24 protein-coding genes are annotated in these 24217 nt (G+C 37.9%); 15 read left to right on the forward strand and 9 right to left on the reverse strand.

Annotated features, from left to right (window positions below):
* Positions 1–197 precede the first annotated feature (197 nt).
* Positions 198–1010 carry a Dam family site-specific DNA-(adenine-N6)-methyltransferase gene (locus AC27IF_RS00795; protein ID WP_487052197.1) on the forward strand — a complete coding sequence of 271 codons (813 nt, stop codon included), beginning with the start codon at positions 198–200 and terminating at the stop codon, positions 1008–1010.
* A 52-nt stretch (positions 1011–1062) separates the two neighbouring features.
* Here AC27IF_RS00795 and AC27IF_RS00800 read toward each other — a convergent pair whose 3' ends face one another.
* The 3 genes from AC27IF_RS00800 to AC27IF_RS00810 form a co-directional block, all read right to left on the reverse strand.
* Complete coding sequence (locus AC27IF_RS00800) at positions 1063–1263, reverse strand: DUF2970 domain-containing protein (RefSeq protein WP_487051212.1); 201 nt, start codon at positions 1261–1263, stop codon at positions 1063–1065.
* 36 nt (positions 1264–1299) lie between these two features.
* On the reverse strand, positions 1300–1584 hold the full coding sequence (locus AC27IF_RS00805) for a hypothetical protein (RefSeq protein ID WP_487051214.1): 285 nt from the start codon (positions 1582–1584) through the stop codon (positions 1300–1302).
* A 111-nt stretch (positions 1585–1695) separates the two neighbouring features.
* Entirely contained in the window at positions 1696–2367 is a 672-nt protein-coding gene (locus tag AC27IF_RS00810; protein WP_487051216.1) for a TorF family putative porin, read from the reverse strand.
* 296 nt (positions 2368–2663) lie between these two features.
* Here AC27IF_RS00810 and rpe point away from each other — a divergent pair, with 296 nt between their 5' ends.
* Positions 2664–3338 carry a ribulose-phosphate 3-epimerase gene (gene rpe / locus AC27IF_RS00815; protein WP_487051218.1) on the forward strand — a complete coding sequence of 225 codons (675 nt, stop codon included), beginning with the start codon at positions 2664–2666 and terminating at the stop codon, positions 3336–3338.
* Between the two features lie 52 nt (positions 3339–3390).
* Positions 3391–4395 carry a tryptophan--tRNA ligase gene (gene trpS / locus AC27IF_RS00820; RefSeq protein WP_487051220.1) on the forward strand — a complete coding sequence of 335 codons (1005 nt, stop codon included), beginning with the start codon at positions 3391–3393 and terminating at the stop codon, positions 4393–4395.
* Between the two features lie 81 nt (positions 4396–4476).
* On the opposite strand, the gene AC27IF_RS00825 is transcribed toward trpS, so the two are convergent.
* Both AC27IF_RS00825 and AC27IF_RS00830 read right to left on the reverse strand, forming a co-directional pair.
* Positions 4477–5511 (reverse strand): FHA domain-containing protein, encoded by a 1035-nt coding sequence (locus AC27IF_RS00825; protein ID WP_487051222.1) that lies wholly within the window; start codon positions 5509–5511, stop codon positions 4477–4479.
* Positions 5502–6758 carry a S1 family peptidase gene (locus tag AC27IF_RS00830; RefSeq protein ID WP_487051224.1) on the reverse strand — a complete coding sequence of 419 codons (1257 nt, stop codon included), beginning with the start codon at positions 6756–6758 and terminating at the stop codon, positions 5502–5504. The genes AC27IF_RS00825 and AC27IF_RS00830 overlap by 10 nt, the downstream gene beginning before the upstream one ends.
* A gap of 432 nt (positions 6759–7190) precedes the next feature.
* Between AC27IF_RS00830 and AC27IF_RS00835 the strand changes: the two genes are divergently transcribed.
* Positions 7191–9452: a TonB-dependent receptor gene (locus AC27IF_RS00835; protein ID WP_487051226.1), complete on the forward strand. Its 2262-nt coding sequence runs from the start codon at positions 7191–7193 to the stop codon at positions 9450–9452.
* A 90-nt stretch (positions 9453–9542) separates the two neighbouring features.
* On the opposite strand, the gene AC27IF_RS00840 is transcribed toward AC27IF_RS00835, so the two are convergent.
* Positions 9543–10541, reverse strand: coding sequence for a helix-turn-helix domain-containing protein (locus AC27IF_RS00840; protein ID WP_487051228.1), 999 nt, complete (start codon positions 10539–10541; stop codon positions 9543–9545).
* A 159-nt stretch (positions 10542–10700) separates the two neighbouring features.
* Here AC27IF_RS00840 and AC27IF_RS00845 point away from each other — a divergent pair, with 159 nt between their 5' ends.
* From AC27IF_RS00845 to AC27IF_RS00880, 8 genes are all read left to right on the forward strand, one after another.
* The gene (locus tag AC27IF_RS00845; RefSeq protein WP_487051230.1) at positions 10701–12821 is read left to right on the forward strand and encodes a TonB-dependent receptor domain-containing protein; all 2121 of its coding nucleotides are present in this window, start codon (positions 10701–10703) and stop codon (positions 12819–12821) included.
* A complete protein-coding gene (locus AC27IF_RS00850; RefSeq protein WP_487051232.1) occupies positions 12821–13522 on the forward strand; it encodes a PepSY-associated TM helix domain-containing protein in 702 nt (233 codons plus the stop codon). Before AC27IF_RS00845 ends, AC27IF_RS00850 begins: the two co-directional genes overlap by 1 nt.
* Before the next feature lie 9 nt (positions 13523–13531).
* Positions 13532–14029: a DUF2271 domain-containing protein gene (locus AC27IF_RS00855; protein WP_487051234.1), complete on the forward strand. Its 498-nt coding sequence runs from the start codon at positions 13532–13534 to the stop codon at positions 14027–14029.
* Between the two features lie 9 nt (positions 14030–14038).
* Positions 14039–14905: a DUF4198 domain-containing protein gene (locus AC27IF_RS00860; protein WP_487051236.1), complete on the forward strand. Its 867-nt coding sequence runs from the start codon at positions 14039–14041 to the stop codon at positions 14903–14905.
* A 136-nt stretch (positions 14906–15041) separates the two neighbouring features.
* Positions 15042–15221 carry a hypothetical protein gene (locus AC27IF_RS00865; protein ID WP_487051238.1) on the forward strand — a complete coding sequence of 60 codons (180 nt, stop codon included), beginning with the start codon at positions 15042–15044 and terminating at the stop codon, positions 15219–15221.
* Positions 15222–15325: 104 nt separating this feature from the next.
* On the forward strand, positions 15326–17428 hold the full coding sequence (locus AC27IF_RS00870; protein WP_487051240.1) for a TonB-dependent receptor: 2103 nt from the start codon (positions 15326–15328) through the stop codon (positions 17426–17428).
* A gap of 5 nt (positions 17429–17433) precedes the next feature.
* The gene (locus tag AC27IF_RS00875; protein WP_487051242.1) at positions 17434–18684 is read left to right on the forward strand and encodes a sialidase family protein; all 1251 of its coding nucleotides are present in this window, start codon (positions 17434–17436) and stop codon (positions 18682–18684) included.
* Positions 18681–19154: a TlpA family protein disulfide reductase gene (locus tag AC27IF_RS00880; protein ID WP_487051244.1), complete on the forward strand. Its 474-nt coding sequence runs from the start codon at positions 18681–18683 to the stop codon at positions 19152–19154. Before AC27IF_RS00875 ends, AC27IF_RS00880 begins: the two co-directional genes overlap by 4 nt.
* A gap of 168 nt (positions 19155–19322) precedes the next feature.
* Here AC27IF_RS00880 and AC27IF_RS00885 read toward each other — a convergent pair whose 3' ends face one another.
* Positions 19323–20621, reverse strand: a complete 1299-nt coding sequence (locus AC27IF_RS00885; protein ID WP_487051246.1) for a methyl-accepting chemotaxis protein — start codon at positions 20619–20621, stop codon at positions 19323–19325.
* A gap of 185 nt (positions 20622–20806) precedes the next feature.
* On the opposite strand from AC27IF_RS00885, the gene AC27IF_RS00890 reads away from it, so the two are divergent.
* The 3 genes from AC27IF_RS00890 to AC27IF_RS00900 all read left to right on the forward strand — a co-directional run bounded on the left by AC27IF_RS00890 (position 20807) and on the right by AC27IF_RS00900 (position 22756).
* The gene (locus AC27IF_RS00890) at positions 20807–21238 is read left to right on the forward strand and encodes an MmcQ/YjbR family DNA-binding protein (protein WP_487051248.1); all 432 of its coding nucleotides are present in this window, start codon (positions 20807–20809) and stop codon (positions 21236–21238) included.
* Positions 21239–21509: 271 nt separating this feature from the next.
* Positions 21510–22172 carry a TetR/AcrR family transcriptional regulator gene (locus AC27IF_RS00895; protein WP_487051250.1) on the forward strand — a complete coding sequence of 221 codons (663 nt, stop codon included), beginning with the start codon at positions 21510–21512 and terminating at the stop codon, positions 22170–22172.
* Positions 22173–22249: 77 nt separating this feature from the next.
* Complete coding sequence (locus AC27IF_RS00900) at positions 22250–22756, forward strand: SRPBCC family protein (RefSeq protein WP_487051252.1); 507 nt, start codon at positions 22250–22252, stop codon at positions 22754–22756.
* Between the two features lie 415 nt (positions 22757–23171).
* On the opposite strand, the gene AC27IF_RS00905 is transcribed toward AC27IF_RS00900, so the two are convergent.
* Positions 23172–23459, reverse strand: a complete 288-nt coding sequence (locus AC27IF_RS00905; RefSeq protein WP_487051253.1) for a YciI family protein — start codon at positions 23457–23459, stop codon at positions 23172–23174.
* A gap of 13 nt (positions 23460–23472) precedes the next feature.
* Positions 23473–24051: a TetR/AcrR family transcriptional regulator gene (locus AC27IF_RS00910; RefSeq protein ID WP_487051255.1), complete on the reverse strand. Its 579-nt coding sequence runs from the start codon at positions 24049–24051 to the stop codon at positions 23473–23475.
* Between the last annotated feature and the right edge of the window lie 166 nt (positions 24052–24217).

Raw genomic sequence — 24217 nt, forward strand, 5'->3', positions numbered from 1 at the left:
TTTACATATTAAAACTAATATAACGCGGTAGTATGAACATAATTCAGTATACATTGTTAAATTGTCCTAGATATACCAGCGATAAGAACAAAACTCTACCTCTTCAAAACGCACAGTCCGTGTCAATCGATGTAGTGCTTTTTAGTTGTATGGAAATTTCGGGATAAGCTGTGACTGAACGTTCGAATAAAAATAACATGCGTTCTGCGCTTAAGTGGGCAGGAGGAAAGAAAAAGCTTATTGATCATATTAGCCGAAATTTGCCTATGGAAGGTAAACAAAGGTTAATTGAACCTTTTGTTGGTGGTGGTTCTGTATTTCTTAATCTGGATTTTGATGAGTATCTGCTTATTGATATGAATGCAGATTTAATTAATTTATTTAACCTTTTAAAAACAGAACATTCCTCATTTATTGTCGAAGCAGAAAAATACTTCACCGCTCAGCAAAATACCCCAGAACGTTATTATGAACTAAGAAAAGAGTTTAATGGCTCTACCGATCCACTTTATCGTTCTCTTATTTTTCTTTATATGAATCGGCATGGTTATAATGGCTTATGCCGTTACAACAAAAGTGGTGGATATAATGTACCTTTTGGCCGCTATAAAAAACCATATTTTCCGAAAGCAGAGTTAGAGCATTTTGCTGAAAAGGCGCAAAAAGCTCAGTTTCGACAAGGTGACTTCAAGCTGGCTTTTGATGAAGCTAAATTAGGCGATGTTATCTACTGTGATCCTCCGTACTCACCAATAAACCGAACCTCTAATTTTACGTCATATTCAGGAAATTCATTTGGCGATGTTGAGCAAGTTAGGTTAGTAAATGAGGCAAAAAAAGCACGAAATAAAGGCGTAGCTACACTTATCTCTAATCATTATGTAACTTTCACTAAAGAGCTATATAAGAGCGCAGATAAAATTGATGTATTAAAAGTACAACGTTCAATTAGTCAAAAAGGGCATCAGCGGGTTAAAGTTGATGAAGTGATGGCCTTATATTCAATTTAATACTTTGGAAAAGAAAGCGAGTTTTTCATTGATTGTAATAACGAGTTATATCTTAACCCTCAGGCATAACCAGACTAACCACAGCTATTAAGCAACAAATAAAAACGATAACCGATAAAATTCCAACAATAATAAAGTGGCTTAACTTACCTTGAGAGAAGTCTTGCTCTCTATTTTTATTACTTTGAACGCCAAAAAAAGCAGCTGCAACGCTTTTAATAGTGCGAGTTATTGAAGAAGAATTTTCAGACATTGTGTTTCACCTAATCATCAAATGATTATAAAGTTGTTAATGAAAACTATAATGCAAAAGCTCAACTAAATCTAAGAAATGTAAATGAGCAGATTTTTTATCGTTGCTAACCCAAGATAACCAACTCTTATTTTGCATGTAAGTAGCATTACATGGGTGACTACTATGATTTACTGGAAGATTTGATTCGACAGCCATACACGAAGCAAGTAAATTGCTTTGTTTATTAGCTGTAGCGTTACTTATATTAATGGATACCGCTAAAGTAATACTTAATGCTAGCGTAAATGTGGTCAATTTTGTCATCATCCGTTTTGACATGTTAGCCTCGTGGTGTAGAAAATAAAAAAACGTTAATCGGCGTTATTATAGCCAATTAACGTTTTAATGTCTGTACCTGTTTTAGTTTTACAGTTTATTGAACTGTATTACTTATAAATCAATATCTACAGAGTATGATACATAAACTTTAACGTCGCCAGCTGCGTCGTCTAAATCAGTTGCTGATGCACCAAAGGTAAAGCCTGATTTTGAAATGCTTACACCGTAATCAATTGAATCTTCAGCTAACCAGTCACCAGAATATGAACCAAGGTGTAAGTTTACTTCTGTGTCGTTACCTAAATCGATAGCATAATCAACATTAGCATAAATAGTATCACCAGCATCGGCGCCTTCACCTGATGTTAATACTGCTACACCAAAGGTTAAAGATTTGAATGTTAAGCTACCGTATACTTCTGAAAAGTCAGCATCACCAGATGTTTCATCAGGGTATGCGTAATAAATAAAGCCAACATCGTAAGAAAGGTCATCATTGATGTCGCCACCAAAACCACCGTAGAAGTCTAACTCGTAAGTCATACCGTCAGCCCAGTCAGCATTTGATGCCCAAGTACCCACATAAAAACCTGAATCAGCAGCATAATCGATACCACCAGAAACAGCGGCTTTACCATTAGTTTGTTCTAGACCACGCCATAAGTAGTTAGAAGTTACAGCTGCGTTAGCGCTAAGTCCTTCAACTGCAGAAGCAGAAGTAGAAACAAAAGCACTAGTGGCTAAAAGTGAAGTTAGTGCGATGCTTAGTAATGATTTTTTCATAAGTCTCTCTTTATTTTATTATTAATTTTAATCCTGATTATTATTTAGCAAAGATAGTGCCTGTATGAATGCTGAATATCATATGTTGAAATAGTTGTTTATTTTCAGTTGTTTATTGTTTCTGCTTTTTGCACTACTAAAGCGCAGGTTATTTTTTGCACGCCATGCTGGTGCAATGAAAAGTGGTTTGTACGAACTTGGTGCATCGCGTCGGTTATTTATTTGTATTATGCCATGCTCGCATTTAGTGAGGTCTTGGGTATAATACGCGCATATTTTCTTATTGAGCAAAAGTGATGTCTTCTTTTTTAATTGCACCTTCTATTTTATCTGCAGATTTTGCTCGATTGGGCGATGATGTCGCTAAGGTATTATCTGCTGGCGCAGATGTTGTCCATTTTGACGTTATGGATAATCACTTTGTACCTAACTTAACATTTGGGCCAATGATCTGTAAGTCATTACGTGACTATGGCATAACCGCCCCCATTGATGTTCATTTGATGGTGAAGCCTGTTGATAGTCTGATCCCTGAATTTGCTAAAGCAGGGGCTGATATTATTACTTTTCATCCAGAAGCGAGTGATCATATTGATCGCACTTTACAGTTGATTAAGGATCATGGTTGTAAAGCGGGTTTAGTATTAAACCCGGCAACACCTTTGCACTGTTTAGATTTTGTTATGGATAAACTCGACGTTATTTTGTTGATGTCAGTGAACCCAGGTTTTGGTGGGCAATCTTTTATACCCACCACGCTAGATAAATTACGCTTAGTAAAAGAAAAAATTAATCAAAGTGGTCGAGATATACGCTTAGAAGTAGATGGTGGCGTGAAAGCCAGTAATATTGCTGAAATTGCGGCCGCGGGTGCAGATATGTTTGTTGCCGGTAGTGCAATTTTTTCTCAAGCCGATTATAAAGCCGCCATTGATGAAATGCGCGCACAATTAGCCACTGTTGCTAAATAGTTAATCGCACATTTTAAAGTTTTAGATAAGACATACCGTTTAAAGGAAAGTTATGAGTAAACCTATTGTATTAAGTGGCTGCCAGCCATCAGGCGAGTTAACCATTGGTAATTATTTAGGCGCATTAAAACAATGGGTCAATATGCAGTCTAGCCATGAATGTTATTACATGCTGGTAGACCAACATGCGATTACTGTACGTCCGAAAGCGGAAGATTTACGTAAAGCGACATTAGATGGATTAGCCCTGTACTTAGCCTGTGGAGTTGACCCAGAGCAAAGCACTATTTTTATTCAATCTCATGTGCCAGAGCATGCGCAATTAAGCTGGGTGCTAAATTGTTATACCCAAATGGGTGAGTTAAATCGCATGACTCAATATAAAGATAAGTCACAAAAATCTGAAGCCAATATGAACTCAGGCTTGTTTACTTATCCGGTGTTAATGGCGGCTGATATTTTGTTATACCGCGCTGATAGCGTGCCCGTTGGTGATGATCAAAAGCAACACTTAGAGTTATCTCGCGATATTGCCACACGCTTTAACAATCTTTATGGTGATATTTTTACCGTGCCAGATCCATTTATTCCACAGCATGGCGCTCGAGTGATGAGCTTACTTGAACCGACTAAAAAAATGTCGAAGTCTGATACCAATCCAGGTAACTTTATTGGCTTGCTTGAAGATCCGAAAAAAGTGGCTAAAAAAATCAAACGTGCAGTGACAGATTCAGACGAGCAAGCGCGTATCTACTATAACTTGGAAGAAAAGCCAGGTGTATCTAACTTACTTTCTTTATTGTCATGTACTACAGGTAAATCTATTGAGAGCTTGGTACCTGAATATGAAGATAAAATGTATGGGCATTTAAAAGGTGATGTTGCGAATGCAGTTGTTGCAATGCTTGAGCCTATTCAAACTAAATATCATCAATATCGTGAAGATCAGGCCTTTCTTGAGCAAGTGATGAGAAGTGGCGCAGAAAAAGCCTCTGAAAGAGCAAGCAAAGTGTTAACGTCTGTTTATGATGCGGTAGGTTTTATTCCTCGCCCATAAGCAGTATGCATTGAGTTGATATTATTAATAAAAAAGGCGGTAGATAACATCTACCGCCTTTTTTATTGGATGATTTGCCTCTTATTCTTCTAGTGCCTTTTTACTGGTTTTATCAAACAGCTTACTAGTATCTTCAATAAAGTCATCAACACTACTGCTAGGTGCAAGTAAAAAGCTTGGCATCATAATTGTGGCGTCGTATTTTGGTCTTGGATTAAACTCAGGTTTATTAGAGTATTGAACTAAGTAGCTTCCGCCAAAGAGTAAGGTAGTGATACTGGCAGCTACTATTATTCGGCGTCTAGCACTCATATGAAAACCGATATAACCATTTAACCAAAATAGGCTAAAAGCGAGTGCAACAGAGATAAGCGTAGTGACCAAGGGCAATAAAGAATTACTGGCACTATTAAAAGTTGCAACACTTTCTAAAACATCGCTAAACCACATAATGTTAAAGAACGCGAAGCTTACTCCAAGTTGAGCCATTATTCTGGCATCGTGTTTACTTAAATGTGATACCAAAGATACGCCAGCAGGCCACAAAGCAAACCCAAGTGCCATACCAATAGCGGGCACTAATAACTGACTGAAATTGACTTCGATTGGCTTATTTAAATAAAACATGCCTCCGGCAATAAGTGCAAATAAACTAATACTTAAAAACAATGCTATTGGATGTCGCATTAATTCAATAAAGCTTTCAAATGGACTAAAAGCCAGCGTTGGAGCGACTTTATGATCGGTAAATAAGATACGTAACTGGCTCTTACCTATACTGATAATATCGCCATCGTTCACTATATGTTGATTAGCATCATGCTTTTTCTGCTTGGGATTTTCAACGAAAGAGCCATTAATGGTTTGGTGATCGATAATACGCCAATCACCATCAATAAACTCGATACTAATATGACTTGGGCAAAGATGCGGATCAGAGATAATAATATCGTTGTGATAATCACGACCTATGTGAATTTTATCTTTGTTTAATTTATGCCGATGTAAGAGTTTGTGACCTTTACTGACTTCTTCAATTATGATGTCAGTTGGTATGGCTTTAGTATTTGAGCTTTCCACCTCTAAGTCGTTTAATTCTATGCTATCTATTTCCATGACACAGCCTCCATAAATTTACGTGTAAAGGCTAAAGCATTGGCTTGGTTAACACCGGCAATAGTGAAGTGACTCACTAGTGCTTGCTTGTCTTTGTCTACAGAAGCACTTAAGTAAAGGACATCATATAAGCTAGGAAATTTTTTATAGGCTCGAGTACAAAAAATGCTTTTGTTATTTATAGCTTTATTATCAGGCATAACTAAGTCGTGGTGACACTGGTATTCGGTAACATTATCTTTACCAGCTCTGTTACCTGCGCCTGCACGAGATATTTGTTGTTGGTATAAATGATAAAACTTATTGGCGCCAATCTCTTTCGCTTGCATGGTGCGAAATTCAATCTCCATTGAGCCGGTAAAAAAATGTGAAGATAGATAAGTGTTTTCATCTAGTGAACAGTTAGCAACGGCGGTTAAAATAAGCGCATCGACTTTATCTGCGTTTGAGTCACCCCAACACCGGATAAAAGGAACATCAATAATAGGGATTGCTGCTTGTTTACCCAATTGTTTAGCTTGCCAAGGGCTATTGAGAATTTCAGTCATCATCTTGTCTTGATTGGCTGTTAATTGCTGAGCCATTTGCTCTTCTATCGAACTAGGTGGAGCTTGTAAAAAAGCTTGGTATAACGTCACTAATTTATCATGTGGTACCAAAAATCCAATCGAATTACCTGAGGTTGCTACGTTAACACCAACCACTTCAGCAGCCTTATTTACGACAGGGCCGCCACTCATGCCTGAGTTAATTGAACCGGTGAAATGAATTTTTTCGTTAAAGGATTCTTTTTTCAAGCCATTGTATGTGCCGGGTACAACAATCATTCCCAAATCATGTGGATTACCTAATGAGAATAACTGCTCACCTTTATGAGGAGCTGTTTTTGAGAGCTCGAAAAAAGCCATTTCTTGTTCAATATCGCGTCGTACTAATGCAAGGTCGTTAATAACATCAACACTTTGCAAAGTTAAATTGCCTTTGTTACCCAAGTTATCTAAATACTCAATGCGATATTTTTTTGGGTGCAGAGCATAGCTAGAAATAACATGGTAATTAGTGGCAATAATACCATCTTTACTGATTTGAAAGCCTGAGCCTATGGAGGATTTCTCGCCACTGGCTTTATCAATTAACTTTATTTGATAAAGCGATGGCTTTAACTGATTGAATAATTGCTCTGCCTGCTCGGTAGCGAAACTACTAGCGCTTAGTACAATAAATACCAAGGTAAAAAAAACTTTCATTAATGTTCCTACTAAATAATTACTTTTCTATTGTGCCATCGTCTGGGCATTAGTCACTCAATATTTTGTGAATTATTATTTCCGAGTGGTGAAGTTGACAAAATATATAGACAGGATGATTTTCTCAGAGTTATCAAACTATTAATAATGAGATCATAATTAGGTTATTACAGTAACTAGACACTGGCAAGTGATGAAACGACTTAACCTCAGTTTCAGCTCAATATAGGCATTATTCAAGGCATAAAATGAGGGGAGATTGATGAAATGATGAATAACGTTTTAGCCGAAAAGTCTTCTTTATTGATCTAGTGCAAATATATGACATTTTACCTGCGACAAATTGTCGCGCATTGCGCATTTCCCTTTGTTTTAAATAAGTTAAGCCGTGAGAATAAGCTCAATTAGAACCAATATATAAAGTGAAATACTATGCGAGCTTTTCTTACTCCTGCAGCGATGGCTGTGAAATTAGTGTTGTTTTCGACAATAACCTCATCAGCTATCTCATTTTCAGCGCAAACATTAGCAGATGAAGCACCTGATGCCATTGAGGATTTAGAGGTTATAACCATTACCAACCAAAGGCATCATGGTATCGAAAGAAATGAAAGTTTTGCTCAAGGTAAAACTAGCGCACCTGATTTAGCAAATTGGTTGGCAACGGTTCCAGGTGCCAATATTAATAGAAATGGGCCGGTAACAGGCATCGCGCAATATCGTGGTTTATATGGCGATCGTATTGCTGCAAATTTAGATGGACACATACTCATTGGTGCTGGGCCAAACGCGATGGATACTCCACTAAGTTATTCAACACCGTTAATTGTTGAGTCAATGAGTGTTTACCGAGGAGTCGCCCCTGTGTCTGCGGGCATTAATACGTTAGGTGGTGCCATCGACGTTAAAATGCGTAAAGCAGAAGTAAGTAATGCCCAAACGACTCAAGTGAGCGGCGACGTTCAAGCGGGTTATCGCAGTAATAACAGCGCCAATACTTTTTCTGGCGTGGTAAACATCGCGCAAAATGATTTTGCTTTAATGGCTTATGCTAACCAACAAAAAGGTGACAGCATGGAGTCAGGTGACGGAACGCTTATCTCCCCAACAGATTTCAACAAGACGCAAGCAGGTACAGATATTCGTTACAGCAAGGGTGACAATGAAGTTGGCGTGAGTTATCACTATACCGACACAAAAGATTCAGGGACACCAGCCTTACCCATGGATATTGAGTACATTGAAAGTCATCGAGTCAATATTGATGGTAAATTTGTGCTTTCAGGTTGGCAAGGTGAATGGTTAGTCGGTTATTTAGATGCAGATCATGGTATGACGAATTTTCTTATGCGTAGTAATGATGATATGGACAAGCATAGAAGAAATACTGCGTTAGCTGATACCACAGATTTCAAAATTGAATTATCTAAAGGCTTTAGCTTTGGTGAATTAATGTTTGGTATTGATGGCTATTCGGCGACACACGATTCAGTGATTACCAACCCCAATAATGCCATGTTTGAAGTGGTTAATTTTAACAATGTCCTTGATAGACGTTACGGCATCTATGGCGAGTGGCAGGAAAAATTTGCTGATACAACCGTTAATTTGGGGGGTAGAGTAAAACGTGCTGATGCCAATGCTGATGTAGTGTCAACATCAATGGCCATTATGTCAGGTATGAATATGGACTCAGGTATGGACATGGATTCGGGCATGGACATGGATTCAGGTATGAATATGGATTCAGGTATGAATATGGATTCAGGTATGAATATGGATTCAGGCATGAGTACTATGCCATCGATGGCGGAGTTAGCGAGCGATCTAAGGGATGATTTTAATAACGCCGATCGAAAAGTGAATGACACTAATGTTGATATTGCCTTGAGCACTGAAACTCAGTTATCAACACACGCTTCGTTATACTTTGGTTTAGGTGTTAAAAATAGAGCCCCGTCGTATCAAGAGCGTTACTTATGGACGCCTATGGAAGCAACAGGTGGCTTAGGTGATGGTCGCACTTATATAGGTAATATAAATTTAAAATCAGAAACAGCCTATCAAATTGATCTGGGCTTAAACTATCAATCTAAAGCTTTTAGTGTCGCACCGCATATCTTCTATCAATCAATTGATGATTATATTCAAGGAACGCCCCTACCTATGGAAGCAATGTCTGCCTCTATGATGGCTTCAATGATGGCAGGTGATGACTCACCATTACAATTTAACAATGTCGACGCCAAGCTTTATGGCGCAGATGTTAATTTTTCTTATGCTATTTCGGATTCCCTTTCAATTTCAGGTCTTGCCAGTTACGTCAAAGGTGAGCGTAGAGATATTGATGATAATTTGTATCGTATCGCCCCATTAAATGGTCAAATTAGTGTTAGTTATGCTTTTGAAAACCTAATTACTAACTTAAGCTTAGTGGCAACAGCAGCGCAAAATGATGTATCACAAACTAATCAGGAGCAGAAAACAGCTGGCTACGGTGTCGTTAATCTTGATGCTAGTTACTTTGTCGGTAACAACCTAACCTTAAGAGCAGGTGTAGATAATTTACTCGATAGAGAGTACCAAAACCATTTAGGAGGTTATAATCGGGTGAAGGGTACTGGTACGCCTGTAATGTCAAGACTACCAAGTGAAGGGTTAAGTGCTTGGGTAGAAGCGACTTATAGCTTTTAATTTAATCGTGAATAACATAAAAAGCCAAGGCACTTAGCCTTGGCTTTTTAAGTTTTAACATTCAAATGATCACCGTCTAATTAAAAAGCTTTAACTATATTGACTTTGAATTTCCGCAGGCGTCACAGTAAAGTATTTCTTAAACGCCGTAGAAAAATTTGATACATGCTTATAGCCAGCAATATAAGCGACTTCACCAATAGTTTTTTTATCGAAAATTAATGATCTTCTAGCATGTTCTAGTTTTTGATTGCGAATATATTCTTTTATGGTGAGTTGATGTTTGGTTTTAAAGTAGCGTTGTAAACTACTTATGCTTGCGCCTAAATGCAGAGAAATGTCTGTTAAAGACAGCGATTGATAGATGATCTCTTCAAGATGTTTCTCAAAGTAATCATCTTCATTAATACGCCCTCTAACTGAACTGACTGGCGACGTTGCATGATCGCTAGTTACTAGTGCGAGTTGTTGATAACAGTAGCTAAATAACTGAAAGGCTATTTGCTCGGCTTGTAAATTAGCTAACAATGAATCTTCATGATGAAAATTGAATAATTTAGCCACAAAAGGAAGTAATTCTTTATCGCATGACCATTGATAAACGGCTTGTTTTTCAGCAAAGACTTTAGTTGCAATCAGTTTATCTTGCTCGTTTCTACACCGTGAGAGTAACCAGTGTTTATCCACTGAAATATTCAACTTTCTAATATGTTTACCGCGACTAAAATAGCGGGTGAACAGTTGCTGTTCGCCAATACAGCTAATCAAAATAAGTGGTTTATCATCAACAGAAAAGCTAAAGCGGTTATTATCTAAACAATATTCGACACTTCCTTCCAGTAAAAAATTGATGCTAATACATTCATCTATTTCAGAGGTTGTTCGGCCCGATTGCTCTTCAACAACATCAGTACAATGTAATTTCATGCCAGAAGGAAGAGTGTTAAAGCACAGCTCTCCTTTCACTATTGTTGAAGTGTTTTTTTGTAATTTAGCGTTAGCTGAGAGATCAACAACAACTTGTTGATAACCGGCATCCTTGAGGGTGCGAGTTAGACCAATTTTAGAATGCTCTTGTGTTTTTTTCATCTCAATTCTAATTTTTATCCAAGTGGCGATTTAGCATAAGAAGTTGACGATTTAGCATATAAATTACACTAAATAGGTGCACAACAACACTGATATAATACGAATTATTATCATTAACATCATTGTTCTAAGAATTAACTTATTTATAAAGGAAATATCATGCTTACTAAGCATCTTGGTCAAAGTGCCGTTGCATTAGCTGTTACCAGTGCCATTTTTTCATCCTCTTTACTTGCTGAACAAGTACAAGATAGCGATGAAGTAGAGCGTATTTCAGTGTGGAGTACGCAAGTTAAATCATCTTCAGTCTACATGGGCAATGTGGCTATAGCAACTAAGCAAGCTGACCACATTAGCGATTTACTCCGTACTATTCCAGGCGTTGATGTCGGTGGTGCTCATTCATTAAATCAGCGTATCACTATACGTAGCATGGATGATAAAGATCTAAAAATTACCATTGATGGTGCTAATCAAAATACTTATATGTATCACCATATGGGTAACTTACAAATTCATGCTGATATTTTAAAATCTGTTGATATCGAAGTGGGTAGTAACTCGGTTATTAATGGTGGTTTAGGTGGCTCGGTACGTTTTGAAACGAAAGAAGCGAAAGAGCTGTTGGCAAAAGATGAAAAGTTTGGGGCAAGAGCTCAAGTAAGCTATGCAGATAACGCCTCTAAAGGTTACTCGTTAACAGGCTACGGGTTATTAACCGATAACATCGATTTTCTTGCTTATTATAACTATGTTGATCGTGAAAACTATAAAGTTGGTGGCGAAAAAATATTAGACTCACAAGGCAATGAAATTGACGGCACTAATGGTGAAGTTGTTGGTCTTGAGGGCGAAGTAAATGATGCTTTAATTAAATTTGGTTGGGATATTACTAACGAACAACGTATCGAGCTTGGTTATGAAAGTTACACAGATAAAGGTGATTATAGCTATCGACCGGATATGGGCTTAGCTACTGATATTGCTATTGGTGGCGCTTTAGGTTTACCGCTAGTGTGGCCAACAGAGTTTAGCCGTGACACCTTAACAGTAAATTATGATGCCAACTTTGGAGATAGCTCTTCTGTAAAAGTGGCGCTATTTAATAATGAAAGTGAATTGCATCGTGATGAAACGGGTATGGCTGAAAGTCCTTGGTATGTTGATGCGGCGGGTTATATTACCGGCACGGCTGAAAACACTGGCGTTAATGTTTTGGCTAATTCAGTACTAGGTAAAGGTATTGAACATGAACTAACTTACGGTCTGGATATCGTTAAATATAAAACCAGTTATTATGCAGATTACATCAATGTAGAGGATGCTAGCTCCGGTGAGAAAGCTATAAACTCAGCTGTTTTCATTGAAGATCGTATAGATTTTGGCAACGGATTTTTCATTATTCCGGGTGTGCGGTACGACAGCTACGATTTAGAGTCTACAGTGGTGGACGATACTTTTAGTGATTTTACCGCAGCCTTAGCGGCTGAGTATTCTTTTAATGAAAATTTCATCATTAAAGCAAGTAGTACGCAATTATTTAAAGGCCCTGAAATAGGTGAAGTTTTCATTGGCGCAGGACTGGGTGATGTTGAAAATGCAGACATGAAGGCAGAAACTGGTTTTAACCATGAAATTGCTTTTGCTTACGATGATGATGTCTTAGGTGCCGACTCATTTACTGTTGGTGTGACTTTTTTCAAAACTAACATTAATGATTATATCTATGATTATGCGGCAGTACCCGGTGGCGGTCCAAGAGATACTTGGAAAGATAATATTGGTGATATGGATGTAGACGGTTTTGAATTTTACACCGGCTATGCCATTAGCGAACTCGCCCTACAGTTAACCTATGCATCAGCAGAAAGTGAATTAAATGCTTTTGATGATTATAGTGATTTTGATGGCGCTAGATTAGATCGTCAACAAGGAGACACCTTAACGTTATCAGCCGATTATACTATTCCGGCAGCTGATTTAGCCCTACATTGGGATATGCAAATTGTGGATGATGTTGAAGATGCGTTAGCACTTGATGCTTCTTCATCAGTAACAGCCAAAGATGGTTATACTCTACATAACCTTTCGGTAAGTTGGCAGCCACAGCAAGCCGAAGGTTTGTCCGTTATTTTTGGTATTGATAACGTATTTGATGAATTTTACGTGAACCAGTCATCAAGAACCGGCAGTACTTTCCATCCGTTATTTGGTGAACTTTATCTGGTCGATTATGAGCCTGGTCGAAATATTAAAGCGACTGTCTCGTATCAATTTTAATGTCGATAATTAGACCTCAAATACGCACTAAATTTGCTCGGAGTGGGGCTACTTCTCCTCCGGCTAAAAAAGTAAAAATTAGTGCAAAATTTCGAAACCCTAAGGCTAAACGTTTGTTTAGCCTTTGTCGTTGGCTACATATCTATATTTCATCGGCGCTGTTCTCCTTGTTACTATTTTTCTGTGTCACGGGCATTACCTTAAATCACCCTGATTGGGCAAGTGGTAGTTCTACAGATGATTATTCAATTGCACTACCTGCAGCGTTAAGCCAAACAAGTGCCGATGAAGAAGTTCCACTGAAACAAATTCAACGTTTTGTTGAAGAGCAAACCGGCTTAACACAGCCGCGCAGTGTCGATTTAGCCCTAGATATTGGCGAGATAACTTATGATTATCCACTGCCGTCAGGTTATGCCTTTGTAACTGTCATACTTGAGGAGCAACTAGTTGATATTGAATATAGCCAAGGTGGCTGGCTAGCCTTGTTTAACGATTTACATAAGGGCCGACATAGTGGCGCTGTTTGGTCGTGGTTAATCGACCTATCAGCAGCACTAATGGTGCTATTTACCTTAACCGGCATTATCATTTTATTGCAAAATGCCAAACACCGCCGACAAGCTTTATATATTTTATTTATTGGCTGTTTAACACCGGTTTTATTGTATTTATTTGCAGTACCTAGATTACTTTTATAAAGGACGTTTATGAAACATTTACTATTACTAACCCTTGTCATTTCAACCTTGTTAGTTACCTCTATTTGCGCGGCAGAATCTCTTGATGTTTCGGTCGAAGTGCCAGTGATTAACGCTAACCCCTATCACAAACCTTATGTTGCCGTTTGGATTGAAACGCCAAAGCGCAAAGGGATACATACCTTAGCTTTTTGGAAAGAGCAGTCGGATTGGTATAAAGACCTACGCCAATGGTGGCGAAAAATAGGCCGTAAAAAGTCACCTAATTATGACGCGGTTTCTGGCGCTACGCGCAAACCTGGGATTTATAAACTCAGCTGGGATGGCAAGCTTGAGTCCGGTAAGCAAGTGGTTTCTGGAGAGTATGTACTGCATATAGAGGCCGTACGAGAGCAGGGCAGTAGAGAATATTTACGCCAACGTATTCGCTTAGGTGAAAACCAAAAGCAGCAATTTGAATTACAGGGCCAAACTGAGCTTGGCAAAATATTAATTTCAATAAATTAGGGAAATGTTATGACATTGATAAAACGAATTTCAACCTTAGCTAGTTTTTGTTTACTAGCGAGCACAACGACTTTTAACTCTATCGCTCACGAGCGATTTATTGTGCCTACTCATACCTTATTATCGGGAGATAAAGCGCAAGCTATCACTCTGATGGCGAGTATTTCCAATGATATTTTTCATCCGGACAGACCACTTGGGGATAGTAATACCGGTGCTGATGTTGGGGACTTGAAGAACCTTTTTAAGGTATTGCAACATAGGGTGATAGCACCTGATGGTTCAATATCAAATAATACTCGCTGGCAAGCCTTTGCACGTTTGTCAGTGGCTGATGTCTGGTTGAAAGACTCGGGTACGTACCGAATTGGCTTGATTCAGCCAGAAGTTCCCATGACAACCTTTAAGAAAAGTGATGGGACGCCAGGGCGAGTCTTTGGTAAAAATCCGGCGCTACCTAAAGGTGCTACTAATATTGTTAGGCGAACCACATCATCTCGTGTTGAAACGTTTGTGAGTCTTAACTCACCAAGTACCGCCGCGGTGAAAGCCATTGGAAAAGGCGTAGAGCTGGCAGGTGAAACTCACCCTAATGATCTCTTTGTTGGCGAAGAAGCTAATGTTCAATTACTTTTTGATGGTAAACCTTTAACGATACCAACCAATATCAAGGTTATTAAAGCAGGTACACGTCATCGTAATAATCGTAATGAAGTCTCTCTTACTGCTAATCAGTCAGGAGAATTTACCTTCACGCCGACAGAAGCAGGTTTTTACTTTTTAGCCGCTGAAACGTCAGTAAAAGTGCCTCAACCTGCGGAATTTGATATTAAACACTACAGCTTATATTTAACCTTAGAAGTTTTCCCAGAGTAACTTTAGCCCTAGTAGATTGAAACGATAATATTAGGGGCTGTTGATCTTTCGCGATTAAATTTTGTTCGAGATAAAAGCGTTTTAATCGCGGCGAGTAGTTTTTAGCCTAGTCATTCTAAGCAAATACTACTCAACAATGAGTAAAGCGCTTTTAGCCGAATCCTTCGGACAGCGTTTGTTGGTCATTTTTACGGCGTCATCGCCTTTTTATGTGGAACAACCACATGGCAAAGGCTCTACCTTGTATAAATACCCAACAATTCGCTGCAAAAACAATCTCGAAAGATCAACAGCCCCTATTGATACATATCAATAATATTATCGAGGTAATTCAATAATCGCGACATTATGTCACACCTCAAAAATCAATAAATACTTTACTATAACAACAGTTTAACTAATCAAAGAAATTCTGTTGTTATGAATAAAAGTCTTAAAATCTCCTTACTTGCTACCCTAATAAGCCAATCTTGCTCTGTCGCCTTAGCTGACGATGATGCACCACGTTATGATGACAATAGTTTTGAGCGCATTACCGTTACCTCTTCAAGACAAGAAAAACTGGATACCGATTTAGCGATGTCAGTACAAGGTATTGGCAAAGAAGAGCTAGCATTAGATAACGGCCAACATGTGGCTGAGTCACTTAATAGTATTTCAGGGGTGTTAATCGACCAACTTTCAGGTGGTCAAGGTCATAAAGCGGCCATCAGAATGCCAATGAACACTAGTGGTTACTACTTATATTTACAAGATAATATCCCACTGCAATCACCGGCCTTTTTTAATCATAATGCCTTGTGGTGGTCTAGCTTTAATTCTAATGTTGCTCGCATGGAAGTACTAAAAGGTGCAGGTACTGCTTTATATGGCTCTGGCGCTGTTGCTGCTACGGTAAATATTTTATCCGCTGATGTTAGCGATTCTCCTGAGACAACCGCGGATGTGATGTTAGGTGAAGATGGCTATGGCAAAGTGCAGCTAAGCCACAGTAATAATATTTCAGATACACAAGGCTTTCGTGTTTCAGGCTCTTATTTAAAAAATGATGGCTGGCGTGATCATACAGGCTCTGAAAGAGCTGAATTAACCTTTCGTCATGAGCTAGAATTAGGTGCAAATGAGCGCTTAGTAACATCATTAGTGATGTCAGATCTCGAGCAAGAAATGGCTGGCAGCTTATCAGAGGAGCAATATGAAAACGATATCACTAACTCAGGACTTTCTGATGAAGTGTTGGCGAGTGATCCATTGAGGAAAACTCAATATATAAGATTATCAACACAGTGGGATAAAACTTCAGGTGATGATTATTACTCATTAATACCATACCTTCGCCACCGCACTAACGATTATACGGCAACATGGAATCAAAACATGCCTAAAGTAGAGTCGGAAGTGAATACTTTAGGGTTGTTAGCATTAGCTAACTTTGACCATCAAGGTGACAGTAATACCACGGTAGGTTTAGATATTGAGCTTACCGAAGGTGATCAGTTGTCCTATCAGCCGCTTGATTTCACTACTACCGGTTGGGGAGCAGATACCTTTGTAAAAGGTGAAAAATTTTACGATGACACCACCCAATATATTGGTATTTCACCTTATGTTCAGCATCAACGCAAATTAACCCAAAACTTAGATTTAACCTTAGGTGCTCGCTATGATTACGCTAAATATGATTTTGACAATCATCTTGGTGTCTATGGTGATATTGGCCATGGCAAGATAAGTGTCGAGAATCGTAGTGATGATTTTAATCATTTTAGCCCGAAGGCCAGTTTGAACTATCACTTAACGCAAGACTCTAGTGTTTACGCAAGATATGCCAATAGTTTCCGTTTACCTACTGCTGGCAGTTTGTATCATTTAACCACAAAAGATGACGGCAATGCCAAAGCGGTTGACCCAGAAGTGTCAGATACTTACGAGCTTGGTTATAAAGCGAACTGGCAATCTGTTACTTTTGACACGGCACTTTATTATATGGATGTTGATGATGGTATCGTTCACGCCTATAACGATAATGGTCAACGTTATTTAACCAATGCCTCACGCGTTACTCATAAAGGTGTTGAAGTGTCACTGATGTGGCAAATTAATGAGCAATTTAATATCAGTACGGCTTACAGCCACTCAGAGCATGAGTATGATGAACATGATGACTATTCAGGTAATGAAATGGCAGCAGCACCTGATTACATTGCTAATGTTCGTTTTCGTTACAATCCTAACTTCTTAACTGGATTAACCGCCATGCTTGAAGTGCAATCGATTGGTGAATACTGGCTAGATGATGCCAATAGCCAAGACGATGAAGGTAATGATCGTATTGAAGACGGCTATACTATTGCTAATTTAAAAATGCGTTATCAAGTAAACGGTGCTTTGTCGATAAATGCGAGAGTGCTAAACATCAGTGATGAGAAATATATTCAAGAAGCCTCCTATCGTTATGGCTCGGTAAGTATTTCTCCAGGCGCGCCAAGAACCGCTTATGTAGGTGTTAATTATCAATGGTAAATGTAATGACTAAGTTTAAATTGTTAGCAAAGCTCGGCTTATTGTGCGCCTTGGTTTTTAGTCATGCGTGGGTGAATGCGAATGCCCATCAGCACTCAAGTAAAGGACACTCTAAGGAAGAACATAAACAGAAAAATCTTTGTGATAGCAGTAACATACAATGTGCTAAAACTGTGACTTCTGCTTTTGCACCTAACGGTGATTTATGGCGAGTTTGGGCGAAAGATGCTGCTATCTACTATCAAATATCCGCTGATAATGGCAAAACCTTTAGTGAAGTTAAGCGAGTTAATACGATAAAAGAAAACATTTCAGCACGAAATGAGAATCGCCCGAAAATCGCCTTTGATAATCACCAAGGTGTTTACCTCTCATGGGCGATGCCTCGAGAGAAAAAATATACTGCCGATGTCAGGTTTGCCTATTCTAATGACGATGGAAAAACCTTTAGTCAGCCAATAACGGTGAATAACGATAATCTGCTAACCGGCCATAGCTTTAATGAAATGTTAGTAACGCCTGAAGGGGACATAAGCATTGTTTGGCTTGATGGCCGCTTAAAATATCAATTGAAAAAGGCAGGTAAAGAAGCTAATGGCTCCGCTTTATATCTTGCTAAGGCTAACTTTAGTAAAGGAGAGGGTACTTTTACCAATCAGGCGCTAGCTAATAATACTTGTGTTTGTTGTCGCATTGCCATGGACTATAACCAAGAAGGTGAATTATCGATATTTTGGCGACATATTTATGGTGATAATATCCGTGAGTTTGCACTATTAACACTGAGTAAGGCCAATACAGCACCACTTGAACCTTATCAAATTAGTTATGATCGTTGGCAAATAAATGGCTGTCCGCATCAAGGTGGTGGCATCAGTGTTGACGCGAATAACCGCTACCATATGGTGTGGTTTAACCAAGGAGAATTAGGTAAAGGCATTTTCTATGGCAGTAGTGATGATCAAGGAAAAACACTCTCAACACCGATTGCCGTTGGTGATAATAAAGCACAGGCAGCTCACCCCCATTTAATTGTAAATGGTAATAATATTGATATAGTTTGGACACAGTTTAATGGAAAAATCCATGAGCTTTGGTGGCAACAATCAAATGATAATGGTCAAAGTTTTGCTAGTGCCAAAGTTATTGCTACAGCAAGCTCAGGTGCAGATCGTCCATTCATCATCAACAAAGGCAACACTAATTATGTTTCTTGGCAACGCCTTAAACAGGGACATATATTGCAGGCCTTATGAAAAATATAATTAATATATTATTGGCAACAATACTGGCGTTAGCTGCCTCAAACGTTTACGCCAGTTCGAGTGTGTTTACCAAGGCTGAACTTGAGCTAGTGAAAAAGCAATACCAAGGTCAGCAGTGGTTAATGCTGCTTTGGTCGGTAGATTGTCCTCCTTGTTTTAAAGAGTTAGCTATAATCCAAAAGCTTAAAGCAAGCTCGGCAAATCTTAAAGTCATGCTAGTGAACACGGATGCTGATGAAGAAAGTTATTTGGAGCGAGAAACCATTGTTAAACAGTTTGACCTGCAGTCATTAGCAAATTATCACTTTGTGGATGGCCAAGGAGATCAAAGTCGTTATGCCATTGATCCTCAATGGTACGGTGAACTACCCCGGAGTTATTTCTTTAAAGCTAGCGGTGAGTCAATTGGCAAAAGTGGTTTAGTGAATGAGGTATTAATCAAAAAGTGGCTAGCGTTATAAAGCGTTTATTCTTAGCTAAATTTCTATCACATTTATACTCTTTCCTTGCCACCCCATAAATAATATAAATTTGGCTCTTTAGGGGGAAACTTTGCTGAATATTTATACTACAGTCTATTCGAACAAAGTTTACACATGAAAGAGTAATAGCCCTATTTCTATATTCAATTAATGTTGAGATAAAGATGTGACGGTTTCAGATATATTGGCCGCGCCACTTTTAATATCATCCATTACTTTAACCACTTCAGATATTTGTACAGTTCCTTTTTCAACAAATTCAGTAACAATAGCCATTCCTTCTTGTACGCCGCTGGTAATCTTTTGATTATTAGAGACGACACTCTCTATTTCATTAGTTGACTGACTTGTTCTAGAGGCAAGTTGTCGCACTTCATCAGCTACTACTGCAAACCCTCTCCCTTGTTCTCCAGCTCTAGCTGCTTCTATAGCTGCGTTGAGGGCAAGTAAATTTGTTTGATCGGCTATCCCTCTAATTGTTGAAACAATCGCTTGTATACTCTCAGATTGCTCACTCAGTTTATCTATTTGCTCTGTTGTGCTTTTTGCTTTTTCGGAAATATCACAGGATAACTCTACCGATGAGGTTAATAATGCTGATGCATGTTCGGTTATTTTTACTGTTTCTAATGAAGTGCTACTTGCCATTTCTGAAGCATCTCTAACTAATGCCTCTTTCTCTATATTTTCAGTGATATCACTAGCAAATTTTATGACTTTAGTGACGTTTCCCTCGTCATTAAAAATTGGGTTATAAGTTGCTTCAAGCCATATTGTTGTTCCATGTTTGTCTTTGCGTAAAAATTGTCCGCTATTAAACTCCCCGCCCTTTAAGCTACTCCAGAAGTTTGGATTTTCCTCGTAAAATTTATTTTCACAGAAAATTCTATGGTGTTTACCAATAATGCTATTTAAATCATATTTAACCGTATTAACAAAGTTCTCATTGGCAGTAAGTATTTCGCCGTCGGGCGTAAACTCTATAATTGCTTGAGAGCGATTTAAAGCATTAAGAATTTGCTCTTGCGCTTGAGAGTCGATAACTTCGGTAGTCACATCTGAAGCAATTTTCATTACTTTTATAACAATATTATCAAGTAAGATAGGAAAGTAAGTTGCTTCAAGCCAAATGATATCGCCACTTTTATTTTGACGCTTAAACCTTCCTTTTTGTGCTTTGCCGGCTTTTAAGTCGTCCCAAAATTTTTTATATTTTAGCGTTTTTACATAATCTGTGAGGCACATTGCAGAGTGATGCTGTCCAATGACCTCACTTTTTTGGTACCCCGCTATTTCAAGAAACAGCTCATTTACATCGGTAATTCTTCCATCTGGCGTAAACTCTATTGTTGCTACATTTCCTTTTATAGCGTTGATAACTGATAAATACTCAGCTACTTGTGCTTGGGAGCTCTTTAATTCGTCTTTAATTTTCTTATTAAACATAGCTACCTACTACCTTTTCATAGTTAGATGGTTAATTATATGTTAGGAGTAATTAACTAAAATGGCCAATGAGAGTGTTCTTTATTCTAATCAGAGAGCTAGCTGTTGATTAAAACAATACTATTTGTGAGTTATCATATGGCTAGAGTAATAAAGTATTTCGTTCATTTTAGCTTGCAGCTAAAATGAATTTTCATATGTTAATAGAGGGACATGTTATGGTGGCCAGTTTCGCTGAGTTACAAGCTGAGAAATACCTGCTTAAGAAACCTGAGGTTAGGCTCGATTATCCTTTTGGTGATGATGTTAAAGTTTTTAAAGTGAAAAATAAAATGTTCGCCACGTTAGCATTAGGGAAAATGGGTAAAGGTGATGGAGAGAAAAAAGATTGGTGGATGAATTTAAAGTGTGATCCCGATGAAGCTATTATGCTGCGAGATATTTTCCCTTCGGTAATCCCAGGTTATCACATGAATAAGCGATTATGGAACACCATTATTCTTGATGGCTCAATCCCACAAGGAGAGGTTGAACGCATGATAGATAATTCGTTTAAATTGGTGGTGAGTAAAATGACCAAGAAAGATCAGCAGTCGTTATTACTCCATATTTTATAAATATCTATCTACTGTAACTCTGTCGATTACTAGTAATATTAATCGATATTTAAGTAACCATGAATATCTTAATATCGGCCCTTAGCCTCTTAATGGTATTGGAGTAATAACAAAGAGCTATTTAATTCCGTCCCCACCTTGATTGATACTTCTTCAGAGTAACTACACCATATCATAATAAATTTCATTTCAAGCACATTTACTATTGACAAGAGACTGCTGGTCTTCTACATTTGTCATTAAGAGACCGGTAGACACTAAAGTGATTCGTATGAATTGGCAACGAGCGAGAACAGACGAAAATAAAAATGCGCGCAAAGAAGCAATTTATAAAGCTGCTTTTACGCTATTCAAAAACAATGGCTACGATAAAGTGAGTTTTAACGCAATTGCTGTTGAAGCAGGGTTTACCAAGTCCAATATGTATCGTTACTTTAGTTCAAAAGGTGAAATATTTTTGAATATATTTGCCGATTTATTTGAACACTGGGCAGGTGACTTTAGTCTGCAGTTGCAAACACTTGAACAAGAGGCTGCGGCAAAGTCATTTGCTGATATATGGCTAAACTCAATGTTGTCGCATCCCAAATTGTTAGATTTAATGCCCATTCTTTTTACTTCTTTAGAAAGAAATAGTTCATTTGAACAGTTAATAAAGTTTAAGCGTCTGTCGATGAATTTACTCTATCGCCTCACATTGGATATCACGAGAGTTTACCCTGACATTGAAGGTGAAAAGGCCTTTAAGCTTTTAAACTTAAGTTATGCAGCCACGACAAATTCTTGGACAGCTGCCATGCAAAGTGACGAACTAAAACAACTTTATCAACTTGATGAATTTCAAGCATTGAAGCCAGACTTCGAAACTGATTTAACCACATCAATAGAAATAATTATTCACGGCTTAAAAGCAAGTAAACAACACAACAAGTAAACAACAACAGGCATATTCATTGAGCTAGCTAATCATTAATTAGCTAGTTTGTAGAAATTAAATAAAAGGTAGATATCATGGCGCATCATAGTGAAAGGACATTAAAGGTAAATGTACCAGCAGAAAAAATTTGGCAGGTACTTGAGGACTATAACAATATTGAAAAGTTTGCGATGACGATTAAATCATCAGCTAGTGCAAATGAAATTAGCTCAGGTTTAGGCGCAAAAAGAACTTGTACTTTTAATGACGGTTCAAGTCTTGTAGAAGAAATTATTGAATACCATACAGGGCAAGGCTATAAGATGGATATTTCAAATCATTCAATGCCATTAAAAAGTATGCAATCAGAAATGAAAGTGACGGCTATTGATGAAAACACCAGTGAAATTTATATGTCAGCGGACTTTGTTGTCAAAGGAGGGCCACTTGGTTGGGTAATGGGGCAATTGATAATGAGATCTGTAATGAAAGCCATATTTAAGAAAGTAATGACAGGTTTAGCGTATCATAGTGTGACGGGCAAAGTTATTGGGGAAAAATTACCACCAAACGATGAGTTATCTAAAATAATTCTCGCATAAATCAGCATACCTATAAAATTTATATAATGAATCATAACCTTGTATATTCATTAAAATTCAATTGACTTCAAGTAAGTACAATATCTCTCAATATTAAGCGATTATGGAACACCGTAATTCTTGATGATTCAATTCCGCAAATTGGGATTGAATGCATGATAGATAATTCGTTCAAACTAGTAGTAAGTAAAATGACCAAGAAAGACCAGCAGTCGATCTTGGTTCATATTTGATTACTAATACTTTAAATATGTTAAGGACGAATAAAGCTATTATGTGCTAATTCAACTTTTTACGACTCATACAATTGTTGACATGATCATTGATAAGTTCAATTACTTGCTTAAAGACGTATACGGTTGTGGACCATAATTTGAAATCATTTTTTGCATCTTATTGTTATTCCTGCTTGATATTAATCGAGTAGAAACTGTAAACGTGGGTCAACTTTTTTTGCTTCAATCTCAAGTATTTCTGCGCTGACAACATTGTGAACTACAAAAGGATCTTCATTTACTCTACTTTCTAATTCACTCAATAAACGACTCGTTGCGATGACTGAACCGCCTAAATTGGGCTTAAGGCTTCCAGCAAGAATAAATACACCATCGTCAAAGCCCTGTTTTAGCCATTGATTATGACCAGCCATAAAGTCACTTGCCATATGTTTGTTGTCTGAAAATGTTAATAATACGATGAACATAAATTCTCTCTGTTTAAGGGTGAATAGAATTGATATAAGGGGTTAACCATGCATGCAAACTGTCTACTTCTTGTTTGATATAATCTTTATCATCAAATGCACTGGCTAATGTTGCTATCCCTTGGCTACGAGCCAATAAATGCATAGCTAACATATCAGCATTATCATGATGATTAAGCTCGGTAAATTGGCGATTTAACCAAATACGGAATAAAGTAAAAACCGCTTTAGCATTCTCTTTCGCGGGATGATTTAGTTTAATTAATTCACTACTAAGTGTGCCGACGGGGCAACCAAATTTTTTAATTTTTTCACCATTGACCAACAGAATATTAATGAAGCTTTTGATTCTCATATCGGGAGTCTCTCCTTCAATTTGCCATTGTTCCAACATAGTTGAAGTGTTTTGAAGCCTTTGGTTTATCACTGCTATTAATATGTCGTCTTTGGTTTTAAAGTGATAATAGAAATTTCCCCTCGATATTTTTACTTGCGTCGCTATTTGTGAAAACGAGGTATGTTCAAAACCTTGTTGATAAAAGAGTGTGTCTGCTGCATTAATAATTTTTTCACGTGTTAAGTTTTTATTCATAAATTAAAGACTAAATTTGATTTTTAGGACGGTTGACCTATTTAGGTTAGGTCGACCGTCCTATAAAGTCAATATTTAATGTGGAAAATGATCTTAAGTATGGACTTAAACCCATTTGGAAAATAACTTCTTTAAGAAAGAGAGGTAAAGGTTGATTTTGTTGTGA

This window comes from Colwellia sp. KS18-150, assembly GCF_057551365.1.